The organism is Campylobacter sp. IFREMER_LSEM_CL292 (assembly GCF_025771615.1).
In the GTDB taxonomy this organism is placed as follows: domain Bacteria; phylum Campylobacterota; class Campylobacteria; order Campylobacterales; family Campylobacteraceae; genus Campylobacter_D; species Campylobacter_D lari_D.
This window is the reverse complement of sequence record NZ_JAKMQP010000002.1, coordinates 134,940-153,492: the sequence shown is the minus strand read 5'-3', so window position 1 is coordinate 153,492 and position 18,553 is coordinate 134,940. Positions and strand designations below refer to the sequence as shown.

The window sequence follows — 18,553 nt, the reverse complement described above, 5'->3', positions numbered from 1 at the left end:
AGTGTTAAGATGATAGCTTATAATCAAATTATCTGAAAAATCATACCCATTACAATCATAACTTCAACAAATGCTTCAAAAAAATATACAAAAAATAAATATAATTAATATCATTATAAATAAAATTATTCATAAAATATCCACTATTTAGAAAATGAATATCAATACTTTATATTATTTTATATATTTTTATTAAAATTAGAAAAAATTGGAAAATTTTATGAAACTTTTATAAAAAATTGTTATATAATACCTATTAAGTTCATAAACGAAACTTAAATAAAACCCACAAGGAGTACATCATGGGAACAAGAAAAGAACACGACTTTATTGGTGAGTTAGAAATTTCTGATGAAGTTTATTATGGAGTGCAAACTTTTAGAGCACTAGAAAACTTCAATATGAGTGGTAGAAGACTACAAGATTATCCTTATTTTGTAAAAGCTTTTGCTCAAGTTAAAAAAGCAGCTGCTCTAGCTAACAAAGAAGTTGGAGTTCTTGATGCAGATAAAGCTGATGCTATTGCTAAAGCTTGCGATAGATTGATTGCTGGTGAATTTTTAGATCAATTTGTTGTGGATATGATCCAAGGTGGTGCTGGTACTAGCACAAATATGAACACTAACGAAGTTATCACAAATATTGCTCTTGAAAGTATGGGTCATAAAAAAGGAGAATATCAATACCTTCACCCAAATGATCATACAAATTTAGGTCAATCTACAAACGATACCTATCCAAGCTCAATCAAAGTAGCAACCTATGCAAAACTTAGTGATCTTTTAAAAGCTATGGAAGGTTTAAAAGCTGAATTAGAAGCTAAAGCTAAAGAATACAAAGATATCATCAAAATGGGTAGAACAGAACTTGAAGATGCGGTTCCTACAACCTTAGGAAACACTTTCAATGCTTTTGCTAGCTATATTAAAAGTGATATTGAAAAGATCACAGCAGCTCGTGAGTCAATGAGCTATTTAAATTTAGGTGCTACAGCTATTGGAACAGGAATTAACTGCCACCCTGATTATAAATTTGTGGTTGAAAAAAAATTAAAAGAAATCACTGGTGTTGATTTTAAACCTGCTGAAGATTTCATTGCAGCTACTCAAGATACAGCTGATTTTGTACATGTAAGTGGCGCATTAAAAACTGCAGCTGTAAGATTATCTAAAATCGCAAATGATTTAAGGTTGATGAATTCAGGTCCAAGATGCGGTCTAGCTGAAATTAGTTTGCCTGCTATGCAACCGGGTAGTTCTATTATGCCAGGTAAAGTAAACCCTGTAATTTGTGAAGCAGTTGGCGAAGCTTGCTATGAAGTTATAGGTAATGATGTTACTATTATGCTTTGCTCTGAAAGAGGTGAATTTGAACTTAATGCTTTTGAGCCAGGCATTGCTTATGGGTTATTTAACTCGATCGTATTGCTTGAAAATGCAATGAAAACTTTAGCTGAAAAAGCTATTAAAGGATTAAAAGCAAATCCTGAAAACTGCAAAAAACTTGTATTAAATTCAATCGGAATCGTGACTGCATTTAATCCTGTTTTAGGTTATGAAAAATCAGCAAGTATTGCAAAAGAAGCTCTAGAAACTGGAAAAGCAGTAGGTGATATTTGCCTTGAAAGAGGCTATTTACCAAAAGAAAAAATTGATGAGATTTTAACACCAGAAAATATGTTAAATCCTCATATGACAGAAAAAAGAAAAGCTTAATAACTTAGGAGTTTAATCATGGATATTATGATTATTTTACAACTTGTTGTCTTCCTTGGGGCAATATTCATAGGTATCCGCCTTGGCGGCATAGCAATAGGCTATGCCGGAGGTTTGGGTGTTGTTATTTTAGGTCTTGTTTTAGGCATGAAGCCAGGTAATATTCCTTGGGATGTTATTTTAATCATCGCTGCTGCTATTGCTGCGATTTCTGCAATGCAACAAGCAGGTGGCTTAGACTACATGGTAAAAGTTACTGAAAGAATTTTGCGTAAACACCCAAAATTCATTAATTATCTTGCACCAGCTTGCGGTTGGTTACTTACTATTTTAGCAGGTACCGGTAATGCAGTATTTTCATTAATGCCTGTTGTTATTGATGTTGCAAAATCTCAAAATATTAAGCCATCAGCTCCACTTTCATTAATGGTTGTTGCTTCACAAATTGGTATTACAGCTTCTCCAGTTAGTGCTGCTGTTGTTTATATGACTGGTGTATTAGAGCCACTTGGCTGGAACTATCCTGCATTAATTGGAATTTGGATTGTAACTACTTTTGCTGCTTGTATGATTACAGCTTTTATTGTAAGTTTAATTACCCCAATGGATCTTAGCAAAGACCCTGTATATCAAGAACGCTTAAAAGCTGGTCTTGTAAAAAGTGCTTCAGATGTTTTACATAGTGAAGATAAACCGGGTGCAAAACTTTCAGTTGCTATATTTTTATTTACGGTATTAGCAGTTGTTCTTTATGCTACTGCAATTTCTAATAATATTAAATGGATTGATCCTGTAGTTATCCCAAGAGATGCTGCAATTATGAGCTTTTTATTAACTGCTGCAACTTTAATTACATTCTTATGTAAAGTTGAACCTGCAAAAATTTTAGATACAAGTGTATTTAAATCAGGTATGACAGCTTGTGTATGTGTATTTGGTGTTGCTTGGCTTGGAAATACTTTCGTTGCAGGCCATGAAGCAGGTATTAAAGAAGTAGCGGGTGAATGGGTTAAACAAACTCCTGCTATGCTTGCAGTTGCTTTCTTCTTTGCTAGTATGCTTTTATACTCTCAAGCAGCTACTGCAAAAGCTATTGTCCCAGTTATCGTTGCTGCATTAGGAATTTCAGCTACAAATCCTGCAGATTCTTATATGCTAGTTGCTTGTTTTGCTGCTGTTTCAGCACTTTTTGTACTTCCAACCTATCCTACTTTATTAGGTGCAGTTCAAATGGATGATACAGGTACAACAAGAATTGGAAAATTCATATTTAATCACGCATTCTTTATTCCGGGTGTATTAGCTATTGCTATTGCTGTTTCATTAGGATTTTTAGCAGTAGGAATGCTTTAATGCTCTTACTTTCCGCTTTTAGCGGAAAGTTTTCTTCTTTTACTTATTAACTAATTTTAAGTAGAATATTTTTTTAATTTTTAAAGAAATAAAATGGCAAAATTATCTTTAGATAGAAATAATATAAGAATCTTATTTATAGGTTATATACTTATAGCTCTTTTTGGCACTTTCATCCTTATGCTACCCATTATGCACACTAAACCAATATCTTTTTTAGATGCATTTTTTACTAGTGCTTCAGCTGTAAGTATGACAGGACTCATTGTGCTAAATACTTCATTAGATTTTAGTTTTTATGGACAGCTTATTATTTTACTACTTATCCAAATAGGTGGTTTAGGCTATATGAGTATAGCCATGGCTTTATATATTTTAGTACGAAAAAAGATGAGTTTTGGAGAAAAAAATCTTTTAAGAGAATCCTTAATTTATCCTGGTGCTGATGGACTTGTAGGTTTTTTGAAAAAGGTTTTATTTTTTGTATTTGCTATTGAAATTGTTGGTGCTGTTTTATTATTTTTAAGATTTAAATTAGATATGAATTTAACTGATGCTCTATGGGCTAGTATTTTTCACTCCATTTCTGCTTTTAATAATGCAGGTTTTAGCATATTTGAAAGTGGTTTAATGCCTTATAGAGATGATTTTTGGATTAACTTTATCATTACCTCTTTGATTATTATTGGCGGTTTGGGCTATTTTGTATTGCTAGAATTATACTTTTTTTCAAAAAAACGCTTTGCTAGTCTAAGTCTGCATACAAAGCTTGTTTTAATTTCCACTATTATACTAATCATTTTTGCAAGTTTGATTGTGTTTTTATTTGAATATCACAACCCAAAAAGCATAGGAGAATTTTCTCTTTTTGATAAAATTATGAGTGCATATTTTACAGCGGTAAATTACCGAACTGCAGGATTTAACACTCTTGATCTTAGCACCTTTAAGGATGCAAGCTTATTTTTTGGATCTTTGTTTATGATTGTAGGTGGTGCACCAGGTGGAACTGCAGGGGGCATTAAAGTAACTACTATTGCGGTACTATTAATTTATGCATATTGGAGTATCAAAGATAGTAATACAAGAATTTTTAACTTTGAAATTCCAAGCGAAACTATTAATAAAGCTTTCATTATAGCAGTAAGTTCAATTGTTTATATTATTACCTGCGTGTTACTTTTATCTTTGATTGAAGATGATAAAAGTTTTTTACCTTTGCTTTTTGAAACAAGTTCAGCATTTGCCACAGTAGGTGTTTCGGTTGGCGATGGTGGGACCTTATCACTTAGTGCGCTTTTTAGCTCCGAAAGCAAACTTATTGTTATTTTACTAATGCTTAGCGGTAGAGTGGGTGTGCTTGCGTTTTTATTTAGTATATTTTTTAAAGAAAAAGAAAAATATTTAAATTACCCAAAAGGAAAAATCATACTATGAAAAAAGAAACTTATGGTATTATAGGACTTGGAAGATTTGGCTCTGTTTTAGCAAAAGAACTTATTGACCAAGGCAAAAGAGTTATTGTTTCAGATATTGATGAAGAAGCTGTTAAAGAGTTGCAAGATCATGCAGATTTTGCTTATATCTTAGATTCTACTCACACCATAGCTTTGAAAGAAGCGGGCTATTCAAATGCTGATGTTGTCATACTTAGTATAGGTGAAAATCTAGAATCAAGCATACTTACCTTCATGGCCTTAAAAGAAATAGGGGTAAAAAATATCATAGCTAAAGCAAATTCTTCTACACATGGACAAATTCTTTCAAAACTTGGAGTTAATAAAGTCATCTATCCTGAAAAAGAATCTGCAAAGCGTTTGGCTAAAATTCTTATCACTAATCCAAATTTTGAAATCATAGATCTTTCAGCCAACACCATAAAGGTAGCAAAACTTTTAATCGATGAGAATTTAGCGGGGAAAACCTTGCAATCCATTGGACAAAATTTAAAAGTCATTGCACACAAACAACATGATACTTGGAGCATTATGCCAAATCTAGAAAATACCGCTTATTTAAACGATATATTAATGCTACTTGGCACTCAAGAAGAACTTAATCAATATGATTATTGAAGATTTTAAATGCTACTTTTACTTTGCACTATCAATATGATAAATCTAGAAAAGAAACTCTAGTACACGGCTACACAGACCCGATCCATATTCTAGGTCACTAAATTTTTAATGTCCTTGCAAAATAAGGACATTAAAACCATACAATAAATTAAATATAATCAAAAAACTATACTTATAAGCATTCTTGAAAGCTAATTTACAAAATATAAAAAATAAATATAACATTAAAGAGATATTTTAAGTGGTGTCAAGGGGGAGACTTGAACTCCCGACCTCCGGCTTATGAGACCAGCGCTCTAGCCAGCTGAGCTACCCTGACATAAAAAGAAGTTAAAATTATACTTTATTTTGCTTAACATTTTATAAAATACTTATTTTATAAATTTTATATATTTTTTAACTTTTTTGTGCTAAAAATATGAAATTATATTTAAAAAGGATTTTAATGCAAATTAGCTCAAGTTATGGCGGTGCCTTTTATACGCAAAATCCTTATCAAAACAAAGACAAAGAACAAACAAAAGAAAATATTTCTGAAAAAGAAAACCCACAGCAAACAAAAGAAAATAAAAACGATCAAGAAAAAGATGAAAAAACTCAAAAAGTTAATGGTAAAGACTTAAGTAGCGAAGAAGTAAAACAGGTACGAGAGCTTGAAAAAATCGACAGAGAAGTAAGGGCTCATGAAGCAGCCCACCAAGCAGCAGGTGGAGCCTTAGCAGGAGCTGCAAGTTTTGGCTATACAAGAGGTCCTGATAATAAAATGTATGCAGTTGAAGGAGAAGTGCCTATAAGAATGCAAAAAGGCAATACTCCTGAAGAAACTATAGCCAATGCTATGCAAGTAATTGCTGCAGCTATGGCACCAGCTGATCCTAGCCCCCAAGATTATAAAGTAGCAGCTAATGCTATGCAAATGCAAAATGATGCGCGCACCGAGCAAGCTAAAATAAAAGCAGAAGAATCAAAGACTCAAAATGATAAAAATAAAGACGAAGACGATAAAAAAGCAAATCCAAATTCTAAAGCCATAAAATCATACACACAAAATTCATCACAAGATTACATAGGAAGTCAGTATAATAAAAGTGCATAGTGGCAGAGAGGAAGGGATTCGAACCCTCGGTGAGTTACCCCACACACGCGTTCCAGGCGTGCTCCTTCGACCACTCGGACACCTCTCTAAAAATGAAAATTATAACTTATTTTTTTAAATTTATACTAAAAAAAGGGATTTTATGAAGCTTTTTTACTCTTGTTTTTATCTTTTTATTTTACTTTTTTTAAGTGCTTGTTCAAATCATGCTAATGTTAATTTATCTTATGAAAAAGCCTTTGTAAACAAACAATGTGATGAAAATACTTTAACTTTAAAAAATGCAGACAAAGACACTATATACACAGGGTTAAATTTAGCCTCTTTAGCAAGAGTTTGTAAAGATTATGAAAAAAGTAATGCTTTTTTTGATAAAGCAGAAGAGGCTTACAAATATGATGTAGATTTACAAAACGGGCTTCAGAAAGCCACAAGAAATTTTAGCGAAATTTTACTTAATGACACCATCAATGATTATCAAGGTTATTTTTACGAAAGGATTATGCTAAATACCTACAAAGGTTTAAATTATATGAGCTTGGGAGATTTTAAAAATGCAAGAGTAGAGTTTAACAGAGCTTTATACAGACAAGATAGAATGAAAGAATATTTTTATGATTATATACAAAAAGCTCAAGAAGAATACCAAAAAGAGCTTCAAAAAGATAAAAAAACATATGCGAGTTTTCAGCAAAATTTAAACCCTATCTATAAACAATATGACAATCTTCTTAGCACATTTAACGCAAATAAAAATTATACTAATATCTATGCTAGTTATCTTAGTGCTTTATTTTTCTTTTTTGATAAAGATTATATTAAAGCTTATGATCTTTTAAAAGAAGTAGCATTAAGCGATGTAAAAAACAAACAACTTCAAAAACAATTTCAAGTATTTGAAAAATTCACTCATTTAAAAACATCCTTCCCTCAACAAAAATATATTTTTATCATTTATGAAGATGGTTTTAGTGCTACAAAAGAAGAATTTGATCTTACCCTGCCATTTGTTTTTAATGATAATCTTGCAAATATTAGTGTAGCTTTTGCTTATTTAAAATCAAGAAATGCTTCTTATAAATTCTTGCAAAGTCAAGATGAAAAAACACAAAATCTAATTTATTTTGATGATATTATAGCAAGTGAATTTAAAACTCTTTTACCCTCTATGGTGATGAAAACCCTAGCCTCAAGCGCTCTTAAAACTTCAATTAATTTAGCCATAGCTAATAATGATTCTAGTGGCTTTTTATCATTTATTAGCGCTGTTAGCACTGCTTTAATCAATAAAGCAGATCTTAGAATGTGGCAAGCTTTACCAAAAAGTGCTAGTATTTTAATGCTAAAAAATGAAGGTTTAGTTAAAATTTATAATGATAAAGAAAAAATAATCTTTGAAGATGAGCTGGAAAAAGATAAAAATTATATTGTGCTTATAAGATCTTTTGTGCCAAATTCAAATATTATTTACAAAATTAAAGAAAAATAAGGAGATAAAATGAAAAAAAGTTTATTTTTTATGGTTTTTGCGCTTTTGATTTTCAGCGCTTGTTCTTCACAACCAAAATATACTGATGGTAAAGCTTCGCAAAAAGTTCAAGGAAACGCACTTACTTTAGGACTTGATAGAGAAGATTTTGAAAAAACTGCTGAAGATATGATACAAAGCTTGCTTAGTGATCCTGCTTTTGCAAATTTAAATAACTCTAATAGAAAAGTTATTGCCATAGGAAAAATCATCAATGACACCCCGCAAAGAATAGACACAGATAAACTCACTTCAAAAATTACCATAGCATTAAGAAAATCTGGTAAATTTATACTAACAACCGCTGTAGCAGCAGGTGGAGCAAAAGATAGTTTATCTCATGATGTAAGAGATTTAAGAGACAATGAAGAATTTAATCAAAATTCCATAGCTAAAAAAGGCACACTTTTGGCCCCAAATTTCTCACTTTCTGGTAAAATCAGACAAGATACCGTTAAACTTTATAATGGCAAAATCCAAACTGAATATTTTTTCCATTTAATTCTTACAGATTTAACTAGCGGTTTAGCTTTTTGGGAAGATGAAAAAACTATTGATAAAACAGGTAAAAGCAAGAGTGTAACATGGTAAAAAAACTACTAATTCTTTTTTTCGCTCTTGTTTGTTTTTGTCAAGCACAAAGTGCTTTAAACAAAGAAAGTTATGGTGAGGGTTTTGGAAATACAAGAAGTGAAGCAATAAAAAATGCCATCAATGAAGCTCTTGGGAAAATGGAGGGCTTAAAACAAGTTAAGCTTAAAAAATTCGAATTTAGTTTTAACGGAAATTTCAATATAGGTTATGATGAAGAAATAGACTTAGTTAGCAATGGAGTTTTTAATAGCTATGATATTAAATCTTTAACTCAAACAAATCAAAATGAATTCCATGCAAAAGTTGTGATTTACAAAAAACTTTATAGTGAAAAAAATCTTGAAGATAAAAGTTCGCTAATTATCATCAATAAAGTTAAAGATGAACTTTCGGCTAAATTTGAACAAGAGCTTTTAAGCGTTTTGCTCCAAAGTAAAAAATTTAGAATTTTAGATAGAGCAAATCTTGATCTTTATAATCAAGAAAAATCTTTACTTATAAAAAATGCAAGCGATGATGAACTTGTTAAGCTTTATAATGTTTTAGGGGCTGATTTTTTACTTATTTTAAACCCTAAAATAACACAAACACAAAATGAAATTAACACTCAAACTTATAATATTAACATTGATTATCGTTTGATAGAATTTGCTACAACTCAAATCAAAGCTTCCAATACCTTAGAATTTAAAATGAGTTCTACAAGCAAATCAAGCAAACAAAAAGCCCTTAGAGGTATAGCTACAAAAATTACCGAAGATATTTTTAAACATTCTAAAGACAATGACAAAGAAGAAGAAATAGAACATGGTTTAGACGCAAACTATCAAATCAACAATGAAGGTGGAGTTAATTTAGGTTTTTAAAATGCAAAAAGCATGGGATATTAATGCAAAATTTTGGGATGTACAAATGGGAGATGATTCTAATGAATTTCATAAAAAAGTTGTGCGTCCTAAAGTTGAAGAATTGCTAAACATACAAGATGATGATTATATTCTAGATATTGCTTGTGGAAATGGAAATTTTTCCGCTTATATGTGCAAAAAATACAACATAAATGTTTATGCTTTTGATTATAGTGATCAAATGATAAAATTAGCAAAACAAAGATGGAAAAATTTTCTACATAAAATTCATTTTCAAACTATAGATGCTACTGATAAATTAACTTTGCAAAATTTAGCTAAAAAACACACCTTTAGCAAAGCTGTTTCAAATATGGCTATCATGGATATGGAAAATATCCAGCCCTTATTTAAAAGTCTTTATTCTCTACTAAAAGAAAATGGAATTTTTGTTTTTGCTACTCAACATCCTTGTTTTGTAACATTAACTAAAAAATATCTTAGTCCGCATAATTATCTTGGGCATGCATTTGAAAAACAACCTGTAAAACATCACTACTACCACCGTTCTTTAGAAGAAATTTTTAACACTTGTTTTAAAAATGGTTTTATCATAGATGGATTTTTTGAAGAACCTTTTTTAGATGAAGAATTTCCTGAAATCATAATTGTCCGAGCAAGGAAAATCAGTTTTTAAATTGCAAAAACTCACATCTTTTGCAAAGATCAGCTTTTAAAATTCCTTGCTTAAAGCCTTCTTTTAATTCTATATATAAAGACGAATTTAAAAGCTCGCTAAAATCTTTTTCAAAACAATTTCCAAGTTTTATATCCCCTTTAGTATCCAAACAACAAGGCACTAAAACTCCATCGCTTAAAATAGCAATTTGTCCATTTAAAGCATGACAACACCCATTCTCCCTAATAACCTCATCTTTCAAAGAAGGCCATTTAAAAAGCTTAGCTTGGTGTAATATAACATGCCTTTCTAGGCGATTTTTAACTTTTTGCTTTTGAATTTTTACTTTAAAATTTTGCTCTAAAAAATCATAAATTTTCTCATTTTCTAAAGGTGGGTTGAAATTTTTATCTAAATTCCAAAGTCTTAAATTGATAAAAGAATTGTCTTTATTTTCCAAGTGCAAAAAAATAAGTTTTAAAACAGGCTCAAAGTATTCTTTTAAACTCATTCTACTTTGAGATAAAAAAGCACCCAAAGAAATATTGATTTGTCGTATGTTTTTAGAATCTAAAACAAGTTTTATTTTCTCATCATCAAAATAAAACCCACTTGTAGTAAGTTCTATTTGCATATTAAATTTAAAAGCTATTTTTAGATACTCTGTTAAATTTAAAATCCTTAAAGGATCTCCAAGCACATGAAAAGTAAAAAGCTTGGCATGACTATGCACACTTTTGCAAATTTTTTCAAAATTTTCAAGGCTCATTTGTTTTCTTTGCGCTTTTTGACTAGGACAAAAATCACATTTTAATCCACAAATATCACTTAATTCTATATAAATTTTCTCAAAATGCATAATCACTCTTTTTAAAAAGTTCAAACGCCTTTAGGGCAAGTTTTGAAAGTGCAAGATATTCTAATTCTTTATAAGAAAATGTTTTTGCTTTGAAATCTTCAAAATCATCATCTTTTAAAAAATACACCTTGGCATTAATTTTATATTTGGTGTAAGAGTGTTTAAATTCACCTATGAATTTTGCATTTTTTTCTTTATTGTATTCTAAAAAATTATACATATTAAAATATAGCTTTTCTTTGCTTTTGATAAGCAAAAACTGCTCATTTTTTTGCACTATGAGTATATTTAAAATAATATTTTCATATTGAGTTTTTTTAGATACATGAAATTTTTCATATTCATTTTTTCCACTACAAAAACTCTCTATGGGGCAAAGCTTGCATTTTGCATTTTTAGGTAAACAAATCAAAGCCCCTATATCCAACAAAGCTTGATTGTGATCAAATGCATTATCATAGTTTAAAAACTCTTTTGCTTTTTGCGTTAAAAGTTTAGAGTTTGGATTTTGCAAACTATAAAATCTACTCAAAACTCTTTTAATATTTGCATCCACAAAAGCTTTAGCTTGTAAAAAACCAAAACAAGCTATAGCACCAGCTGTATATTCTCCAATACCAGGAAGTTTTTGAAGCTCTTTAATGTCAAATGGTAATTTTGCATTAAATTCTTGCACACAAATTTTTGCACATTTATGTATATTCCTAGCTCTAGTATAATACCCAAGTCCTTGCCAAGCTTTTAAAACCTCATCTTCACTTGCCATAGAAAGTGCTTTTAAAGAAGGAAATTTAGCTAAAAACTGAAAATAATAATTTTGCAAAACACTCTTTACTTGAGTTTGTTGTAACATAATCTCGCTAATATAAACAGCATAAGCATTATCAATATTTTTTAGCTTTTTTAAATCATCCTCGCTACCATATTTTCTATATTCTTTATGCAAAATACGCCAAGGAAGGTTTTTTCTACCATTCTCGTTATACCATTTTAAAATACTTTCATGAATTTTTCGCATTAAAACTTTCTTTGTTTTTAAAAATTATACAATCTATTCTTAAAAGCTTTATGTTAAAATTAAAAAAATATTTTTAAAAAGGAGTAAAAATGAAAAGTTTTTTAAAAGGTTTAGGATTAGGATTACTTTGTTTGGTATTGTTTGTACTAGGAGTAGTTTTTAATACTGAATTTTTAGGTTTAAAAAATCATAATAAACAAAATGTAGAATTTTCAAGAAATATAGAAGTATCAAATGAAATCATGCCAAATGTTTTTAATACTGTTTTAAATTTTAGTGCGAGCGAAGAACTTAGTAAAAAAACTATCATCTCTAGTGATGAAAAAAATCATATTGCTAAAACTTTCAAAGAAATTTCAGATCGTATTACCAAAGAAGACTATTGTAAAGGTGGAAGTTATACTTTAGAGCCAAGTTATAATTATTATCAAGGAGTAAAAACACTTAATGGGTATAGATTGTATTCTAATTTCACTTGTCAAATCCCACAAAATAAAAATAAAGACTATGAAAATCTTATAAAGGATATAGAAAATATCAGCAATACCAATACTTTAATTTCTTTTAATACCAAAGCCTTGCAAGCAGGATTTGACGAAGCAACCTTAGAAGCAAACAAAGAAGATTTATACGATCTTGCGTTTAAAAAAGCTTTTGAAAAAGCTCAATATTATTCTAAAACTTTAACAAAAACTTGCATAGTAAAAAATGTTCATTTTGATAGTTGTAATATCAAATACAATTCTCCAAGTTTAGCAGCTAGTGCAGATAGTGTAGTGCTTCCTGTTATTAAAAATGAAAAGCAAAGCTTAAAAGCTAATGTGCTTTTTGTTTGTCAATAAATTTTATTTTGGCTTTATCTTGGGTTTTTATAATTTCTCATCATTAATTTAAAGGAGAAAAAATGAAAAAAATTATAGGTTTATTTATTATGGGTTCTTTAGCAGCCTCTTTAGCATTTAGTGCTGATTTTTCCAAAAAAAGCAATGATGAAATTTTAAATCTTGCAAAAAGCGTAAAAGCACAAGATCAAGCTGACTTAATTATAGAAATGAAAAAGAGAATGAATGAGATGAAATACAAAGACGCAAAAGTTTTTCATCAACAATTTAAAAGTAACTTACGCGAAAACATCTCTAAACTTTCTCCTCAAGAAAGAAGTCAAAGAAAGGCTATCGTTCAAGAAGATATGCAAAAACTAACCGATGAAATGAGTGGCAAAGAAATACGAGATTTAAATTTACATCATTATAACAAAAATGAACACAAAGCCCATAAAATGAATCATCAAGGGCATGGTGCAAATCATGGAAATTGCTCAATGAGATAAAATGGCAGCAAAAATTCTACTCTTAGAAGATGATTTAAGCTTAAATGAAATCATCAATGAAGCCTTAAGCGATGAAGGTTTTAAAGTCTCTTGTGTATATGATGCACAAGAGGCACTAGAAAAAGCTTATGAAGAAAATTTTGATCTTTGGATTTTTGATGTTAAAGTTCCAAAAGGCAATGGTTTTGAAGTATTAAAGGAATTAAGAGAAAGTGCTAAAAACACTCCTGCTATATTTTTAACTTCTTTATCCATGCTTGATGATGTAAAACAAGGATTTTTATCAGGTTGTGATGATTATATTAAAAAGCCTTTTGATGTTGATGAGTTAATTATCCGTGTAAAAAATATCATTAAAAGAAATTTTAGTCATCAAAAAGAAGACTTAATCTTACTTAGCTCTTCAAAAAATATTTCTTTTGATCCTATCAATAAAACCCTTTATCAAAATGAAGAAATTATCAACCTAACTAATAAAGAAAAAGAACTCCTAGCTTTACTTTTAAAAAAACGCCCTCATTTTGTAAATATAGAAACTATTTTTGACGAAATTTGGAGTTTAGATGAAGAGCCTGTGATTATGAGCCTTAGAGTGTATATCAAAAATTTAAGAAAAATTCTTGGTAAAGACCTTATCATCAATCAAAGAAATATAGGCTATGCCATTAGGCTAGAAAATGAAAAGTGAAAACTTTAATAATACCATTTTTAAAATCCTGGCTCTTTATATCATCACAAGTGGCATATTTTTAACGATTTTTTTTATTACTTTTTATCAAAAAGAAGCAAATTATATACGATTAAATCAAATCACACACTCATACACTCACTATAATTATATTTTACAAAATATCATTGAAGCAAGACACGATAAAAATTTATTAAACGAAGATGATTTTTCTTATATTTCTAAAAAAATAAATACTCAATTTGCTATTGTTGCAAACAATCAAATCATTTTTAGTAATTTAACTTTTGATGCTTTAAAAATATTAACACAGCTTAAAGAAAACAACTTTATTTACAACGAAAACAAAAGATTATTCATAGATTTTTCAAGGATTAGAAATCTTAATACTTATATAGATACGAGTAATTTAAGAAAGCCAAAACACCATTCTCATTTTTTGAGACATAAAAATATCCATATCATTATAGAAACGGAAGATCTTGGCTTTAAAAAAGAACAATACCGCAAAGATAACTACAATAATTTAGATATTAACGATTATGCTAATGAACTTTGGAAACTAAAATTAAAAACTATTTTTTATACACTTATATGTATTTTACTACTTGCTATAATTGCTTATATACTCATCTTGCTTGTTTTTAAAAATATCAAAGAACAATTTAAAACACTCAATGATTTTATTAAAGATACCACACATGAAATTAACACGCCTTTGAGCGTGATTTTAGCTAGTATTAAAAAATTTGATGATACAAATTTAAATCCAAATAACACTAAAAAACTAAATCATATCAAACTAGCAAGTAAAAATTTAAATCATATCTATCAAAACCTCATAGCCTTAAATTTTTTCTTACAAAAAGAAAATACAAAAGAAGATATAAATTTAAAAGAGCTTTTAGAACAAAGATTAGAATATTTTGACACTTTAATCTCTCAAAAAAATCTCATCATTGAAAAAGAGCTTTTAGAGCAAAATTTCTATGCAAATAAAGAAGAAATGCAAATTTTACTTGACAATCTTTTAAGCAATGCCATAAAATACACCAATACTAATAAAAAAATCTTTATTTGTTTAAAAGAAAAAACACTTAGTATTAAAGATGAAGGTCAAGGTATGAGCGCTAAAGAAATTACTCAAATTTTTACACGCTACAAACGCTTTAATCAAGACCAAGGTGGTTTTGGCATAGGCTTAAATTTAGTCAAACAAATAGCCGATAAAAACAATATCAACATAAAAGTTTTGAGTAAAAAAGATAAAGGAAGTGAATTTATACTTTCTTGGTAGGGATAAAAATGGAAATTTGCTTAGAAAAAATTAAAATAGATAATGCTTGGAAAGAATTTTTAAAAGAAGAGTTTTTAAAGCCTTATTTTTTAGAAATAAAAACTCATTATATCAATGCTTTAAATGAAAGAAAAACTATATATCCACCCGCGAATTTAATCTTTAATGCTTTTAATCTAACCCCTTTACAAGATTTAAAAATCATACTTTTAGGACAAGATCCTTACCACAACCCTCACCAAGCCATGGGTTTGAGCTTTAGCGTGCCAATGGGTGTTAAAATTCCCCCATCTTTGCTTAATATCTATAAAGAATTGCAAGATGATTTAAACATTCCTATAGCAAAACATGGTGATTTAAGTAAATGGGCTAAACAAGGAATTTTACTTTTAAATTCTATTTTAAGTGTAGAAGCAAATAAACCTGCTTCACATGCACATTTTGGTTGGCAAAAATTTACCGATGCGGTTATATCAAAACTTAGCAATGAAAAAGAAGGATTGATATTTTTACTTTGGGGAAATTATGCTAAAAATAAAAAAAATTTAATCAACCCTCAAAAACACTTTATCCTAGAAGCAGCACATCCTTCGCCTTTAGCAAGAAATGCTTTTTTAGGTTGCAAGCATTTTTCAAAAAGTAATGAAATTTTATCAAAACTTGGTAAAAGTCTTATTGATTGGAATTTAAACCCTTAATTTACTTAAAACTTATATACTTTCAAAAATTTTCAAAAAAGGAATACAATGACTTGTCCAGTTTGTGTAAATACTGACTTATTGATGAGCGAAAGAAATGGAGTTGAAATTGATTATTGTCCAAAATGCCGTGGTGTTTGGCTTGATCGTGGTGAGCTTGATAAAATCATAGAAAGAAATTCTTCTCAAAGCACGCAACAACCTCAACAACAAAATTATAACCAACAAGCAAACTACCATCATAATAACGGCTATAAATACAAGAAAAAAGAAAGTTGGCTTGGGGAATTATTTGACTTTTAAGCCCAAAGGCTTAAAAGTTTTTATATTTTTACTTTAATTAAAGCATTTTCTGCCATTTTTGGCACCCATAAATACTCACCATCAAAAAACATATCTGCAGGACCTTTTATAGAAGCCAAATCAAGTTTTATTTCTTTATTATCTTTTAGAGTATAAATATATCCTTGAAGATTTTTACCCCAACTTGACACTAAAAGATTTTTATTTTTATCATACACAATGCCATCAAATTGTTCTATTTTTTTGCTTAATTCTTGAATTTTCTTTGAATTTAAATCAATACTAATGATTTTCCCACCTGCTTTATCACTTGGATCATAACCTGCTACAAACAAAGTATTTTTATCTATCAACAATCCATTTGGGCCACCATATTTTGAATCTAAATGGATAAAGTTTTCATATTTTTTATCCTTTAAAAATACTTTGTGGATGTATCCTGTACCTGTGTCACTAACTAATAATGTGTCATTATTTAACACAGCAATATCATTTAAAAATACCGCATTTTCTATAGGAAGTTTGAAAATTTCTTTTTTATTTTTTATATCAAAGCCATATAAAATATCAATATCAACCACATATAAAACATCACCTATTTTAGACATACCTTTTGGAGCATTAAGACCTTTTATAAATTCTAATTCCAAAATTTTTCCATCTTTATCTAATTTTGAAATAAAACCATCATTGTCTTTATTTAATGGAGTTAGCTCTTTTCCTACATTAGATACATAAACTGCATTTTTATCTACATATACACTTTCAGGATGTGAAAAACCTTTAAATTCTTGAACCTCTAAAGCATTTGCACTGCAAAATGCAAATAAGGCCAAAGTTAAAATACTTTTTTTCATAATTGTTACCTTTCTTAAATTTTATTAACAAATTCTAATAAAAAACCAAAATAAAATCTATCATTTTTAAGATAAAAAATATAAGTTTTTTGACTTTTGTTCTTGTTTTGGGGTAATGCCATATCTTTTTTTATATCTTGCTATAAACCAAGCAGGAGAATTAAATCCAAGTTCATAACAAATTTGAGTGATATTTTTCGTAGAAAATTCAAGTAAAAATTTAGCTCTTTCAAAACGCTTATTATCAAGCCATTCTTTAGGAGTAATACCAAAACTTTGTTTAAAATTACGACTAAAACTTGCTATATCCATTTTACTAAATTTGGCCATAGAAGCTACACTTTCAAAGTCATTTTGACAATATGCAAACATCTTATAAAGCTCTAATTTAAAACCACTTAAAATGGCTTTTAAAAAAGCTAAAAACTCTGCATTATCTTCACTATATAATAAAGACAAAAACAATTCTTCAAATTTTAATCTAAGCAGATATTCATTTTTCTCATTAAATTCATTTATACAAGGTAAGAAAGACTCGAAAATACCTTTAGTTATCAGATTAGTTTTTAAGCTAAATAAGCTTTTAGCATATTTTGGAGAATCTAATTTACAAATTAATTCTTGATATTTAAAAATAAGTTCTATTAAAATACTTTCCTTAAAACACAAAATAATAGATTCATATATATTTTCATCATTTAAATAATCTCTAATGGAAAAAGAATTTTTTGTAAAAAACACAAGCTCATCTTTTTTTACATTAAACTGATTATCCATAGTATAAATACTTTTAGAACCTTTTAAAATAAATACTAAAGCATAATCTTTAAATACAACTTCTTGATTTTTATCATTTGAAAAATCTTTTTGATACCAACATAAAGAAAAAAAAGTATTTTTCAAAACATTTTGACTGATTTTTTCAAGATCTTTTGGAAAAATTAACATATATACCTTTTTATAAGTTTTTTGATTATGTATATAATACAATAAAAAATATTTTTTATTAAGAATTTATGTTACAATATAATTAATTTCAATTAAAAAAGGAGAAAAAAATGAAAAAAATCATTCTAGGTTCTTTACTAGCATCAAGCTTTTTATTTGGAGCAAATTTAGAAAATTTTAATCCAAAAGCACAAAAAGATCATTTAGTTATCAAAATGGAAATTCTTGATAAAAAAGCTAATAAAGATGCGGGCGAAGTTGTAGCAGTACAAACTCCTTATGGGGTAGCATTTTATCCAAATCTTAAAGGTTTAGAAAGTGGAATTCATGGCTTTCATGTTCATGCAAATGCTGATTGTGGAGCAACTGATAAAGGTTTAGGTATGAAAGCGGGTGGACACTGGGATCCTGAAAAAACAGATGCTCACTCAAGCCCATGGGATGATAAAGGTCACAAAGGAGATTTACCACCACTTTATGTAGAAAAAGATGGTAAAGCAACTAACCCCGTATTAGCACCAAAAATCAAAACTCTTGATGAGCTTAAAAATCATGCTCTAATGATACATTTTGGAGGAGACAATCACAGCGATCATCCTGCAGCACTTGGCGGTGGCGGTGCTAGAATGGCATGTGGTGTTATAAAATAAAAATCTAAAGGCTT

The 18,553-nt window shown here is 29.1% G+C and carries 20 protein-coding genes and 2 tRNA genes; 16 read left to right on the top strand and 6 right to left on the bottom strand.

Going from position 1 to position 18,553, the window contains the following annotated elements; genetic code table 11:
- Nucleotides 1-302 precede the first annotated feature (302 nt).
- From L8T82_RS02670 to L8T82_RS02655, 4 genes are all read left to right on the top strand, one after another.
- A complete protein-coding gene (locus L8T82_RS02670; protein WP_263661463.1) occupies nucleotides 303-1,715 on the top strand; it encodes an aspartate ammonia-lyase in 1,413 nt (470 codons plus the stop codon).
- 18 nt (nucleotides 1,716-1,733) lie between these two features.
- Nucleotides 1,734-3,068, top strand: coding sequence for an anaerobic C4-dicarboxylate transporter (locus tag L8T82_RS02665; protein WP_133319185.1), 1,335 nt, complete (start codon nucleotides 1,734-1,736; stop codon nucleotides 3,066-3,068).
- A 93-nt stretch (nucleotides 3,069-3,161) separates the two neighbouring features.
- Entirely contained in the window at nucleotides 3,162-4,505 is a 1,344-nt protein-coding gene (locus tag L8T82_RS02660; RefSeq protein WP_263725816.1) for a TrkH family potassium uptake protein, read from the top strand.
- On the top strand, nucleotides 4,502-5,143 hold the full coding sequence (locus tag L8T82_RS02655; RefSeq protein WP_133319183.1) for a potassium channel family protein: 642 nt from the start codon (nucleotides 4,502-4,504) through the stop codon (nucleotides 5,141-5,143). Before L8T82_RS02660 ends, L8T82_RS02655 begins: the two co-directional genes overlap by 4 nt.
- Before the next feature lie 245 nt (nucleotides 5,144-5,388).
- Here L8T82_RS02655 and L8T82_RS02650 read toward each other — a convergent pair.
- Nucleotides 5,389-5,465, bottom strand: a tRNA-Met gene (locus L8T82_RS02650).
- 126 nt (nucleotides 5,466-5,591) lie between these two features.
- Here L8T82_RS02650 and L8T82_RS02645 point away from each other — a divergent pair.
- The gene (locus tag L8T82_RS02645) at nucleotides 5,592-6,242 is read left to right on the top strand and encodes a putative metalloprotease CJM1_0395 family protein (protein ID WP_263661462.1); all 651 of its coding nucleotides are present in this window, start codon (nucleotides 5,592-5,594) and stop codon (nucleotides 6,240-6,242) included.
- On the opposite strand, the gene L8T82_RS02640 is transcribed toward L8T82_RS02645, so the two are convergent.
- Nucleotides 6,243-6,330 (bottom strand) — tRNA-Ser (locus L8T82_RS02640).
- 54 nt (nucleotides 6,331-6,384) lie between these two features.
- Here L8T82_RS02640 and L8T82_RS02635 point away from each other — a divergent pair.
- Genes L8T82_RS02635 through L8T82_RS02620 form a run of 4 tightly spaced genes read left to right on the top strand, consistent with a single transcriptional unit; the run spans nucleotide 6,385 to nucleotide 9,909 of the window.
- Nucleotides 6,385-7,731, top strand: a complete 1,347-nt coding sequence (locus tag L8T82_RS02635) for a hypothetical protein (protein WP_263665370.1) — start codon at nucleotides 6,385-6,387, stop codon at nucleotides 7,729-7,731.
- A 9-nt stretch (nucleotides 7,732-7,740) separates the two neighbouring features.
- Entirely contained in the window at nucleotides 7,741-8,361 is a 621-nt protein-coding gene (lpoB, locus tag L8T82_RS02630) for a penicillin-binding protein activator LpoB (RefSeq protein ID WP_263725815.1), read from the top strand.
- Nucleotides 8,355-9,230 (top strand): CsgG/HfaB family protein, encoded by an 876-nt coding sequence (locus tag L8T82_RS02625; protein WP_259443361.1) that lies wholly within the window; start codon nucleotides 8,355-8,357, stop codon nucleotides 9,228-9,230. The genes lpoB and L8T82_RS02625 overlap by 7 nt, the downstream gene beginning before the upstream one ends.
- 1 nt (nucleotide 9,231) lies before the next feature.
- Nucleotides 9,232-9,909: a class I SAM-dependent methyltransferase gene (locus L8T82_RS02620; RefSeq protein WP_263669969.1), complete on the top strand. Its 678-nt coding sequence runs from the start codon at nucleotides 9,232-9,234 to the stop codon at nucleotides 9,907-9,909.
- On the opposite strand, the gene L8T82_RS02615 is transcribed toward L8T82_RS02620, so the two are convergent.
- The gene (locus L8T82_RS02615) at nucleotides 9,899-10,750 is read right to left on the bottom strand and encodes a radical SAM/SPASM domain-containing protein (RefSeq protein WP_263725813.1); all 852 of its coding nucleotides are present in this window, start codon (nucleotides 10,748-10,750) and stop codon (nucleotides 9,899-9,901) included. The genes L8T82_RS02620 and L8T82_RS02615 overlap by 11 nt on opposite strands.
- Nucleotides 10,740-11,768, bottom strand: a complete 1,029-nt coding sequence (mutY, locus tag L8T82_RS02610) for an A/G-specific adenine glycosylase (protein ID WP_263725812.1) — start codon at nucleotides 11,766-11,768, stop codon at nucleotides 10,740-10,742. The genes L8T82_RS02615 and mutY overlap by 11 nt, the downstream gene beginning before the upstream one ends.
- A gap of 89 nt (nucleotides 11,769-11,857) precedes the next feature.
- On the opposite strand from mutY, the gene L8T82_RS02605 reads away from it, so the two are divergent.
- From L8T82_RS02605 to L8T82_RS02580, 6 genes are all read left to right on the top strand, one after another.
- Nucleotides 11,858-12,610, top strand: a complete 753-nt coding sequence (locus tag L8T82_RS02605) for an SIMPL domain-containing protein (RefSeq protein ID WP_263725811.1) — start codon at nucleotides 11,858-11,860, stop codon at nucleotides 12,608-12,610.
- A 62-nt stretch (nucleotides 12,611-12,672) separates the two neighbouring features.
- Nucleotides 12,673-13,098: a DUF1104 domain-containing protein gene (locus tag L8T82_RS02600; protein ID WP_258108242.1), complete on the top strand. Its 426-nt coding sequence runs from the start codon at nucleotides 12,673-12,675 to the stop codon at nucleotides 13,096-13,098.
- 1 nt (nucleotide 13,099) lies between these two features.
- On the top strand, nucleotides 13,100-13,786 hold the full coding sequence (locus L8T82_RS02595) for a response regulator transcription factor (RefSeq protein WP_263661454.1): 687 nt from the start codon (nucleotides 13,100-13,102) through the stop codon (nucleotides 13,784-13,786).
- Nucleotides 13,776-15,083: a sensor histidine kinase gene (locus L8T82_RS02590; RefSeq protein ID WP_263725810.1), complete on the top strand. Its 1,308-nt coding sequence runs from the start codon at nucleotides 13,776-13,778 to the stop codon at nucleotides 15,081-15,083. The genes L8T82_RS02595 and L8T82_RS02590 overlap by 11 nt, the downstream gene beginning before the upstream one ends.
- A gap of 8 nt (nucleotides 15,084-15,091) precedes the next feature.
- A complete protein-coding gene (ung, locus tag L8T82_RS02585; RefSeq protein WP_220567033.1) occupies nucleotides 15,092-15,781 on the top strand; it encodes a uracil-DNA glycosylase in 690 nt (229 codons plus the stop codon).
- A 48-nt stretch (nucleotides 15,782-15,829) separates the two neighbouring features.
- Nucleotides 15,830-16,084, top strand: a complete 255-nt coding sequence (locus tag L8T82_RS02580; RefSeq protein WP_133319172.1) for a zf-TFIIB domain-containing protein — start codon at nucleotides 15,830-15,832, stop codon at nucleotides 16,082-16,084.
- Nucleotides 16,085-16,104: 20 nt separating this feature from the next.
- Here L8T82_RS02580 and L8T82_RS02575 read toward each other — a convergent pair whose 3' ends face one another.
- Both L8T82_RS02575 and L8T82_RS02570 read right to left on the bottom strand, forming a co-directional pair.
- Nucleotides 16,105-16,941, bottom strand: coding sequence for an ATP-binding protein (locus L8T82_RS02575; protein ID WP_263725809.1), 837 nt, complete (start codon nucleotides 16,939-16,941; stop codon nucleotides 16,105-16,107).
- A 66-nt stretch (nucleotides 16,942-17,007) separates the two neighbouring features.
- Entirely contained in the window at nucleotides 17,008-17,889 is an 882-nt protein-coding gene (locus L8T82_RS02570; RefSeq protein WP_133319170.1) for a helix-turn-helix domain-containing protein, read from the bottom strand.
- Nucleotides 17,890-17,999: 110 nt separating this feature from the next.
- Here L8T82_RS02570 and L8T82_RS02565 point away from each other — a divergent pair, with 110 nt between their 5' ends.
- The gene (locus L8T82_RS02565) at nucleotides 18,000-18,539 is read left to right on the top strand and encodes a superoxide dismutase family protein (RefSeq protein ID WP_133319169.1); all 540 of its coding nucleotides are present in this window, start codon (nucleotides 18,000-18,002) and stop codon (nucleotides 18,537-18,539) included.
- The last annotated feature ends 14 nt before the right edge of the window (nucleotides 18,540-18,553 follow it).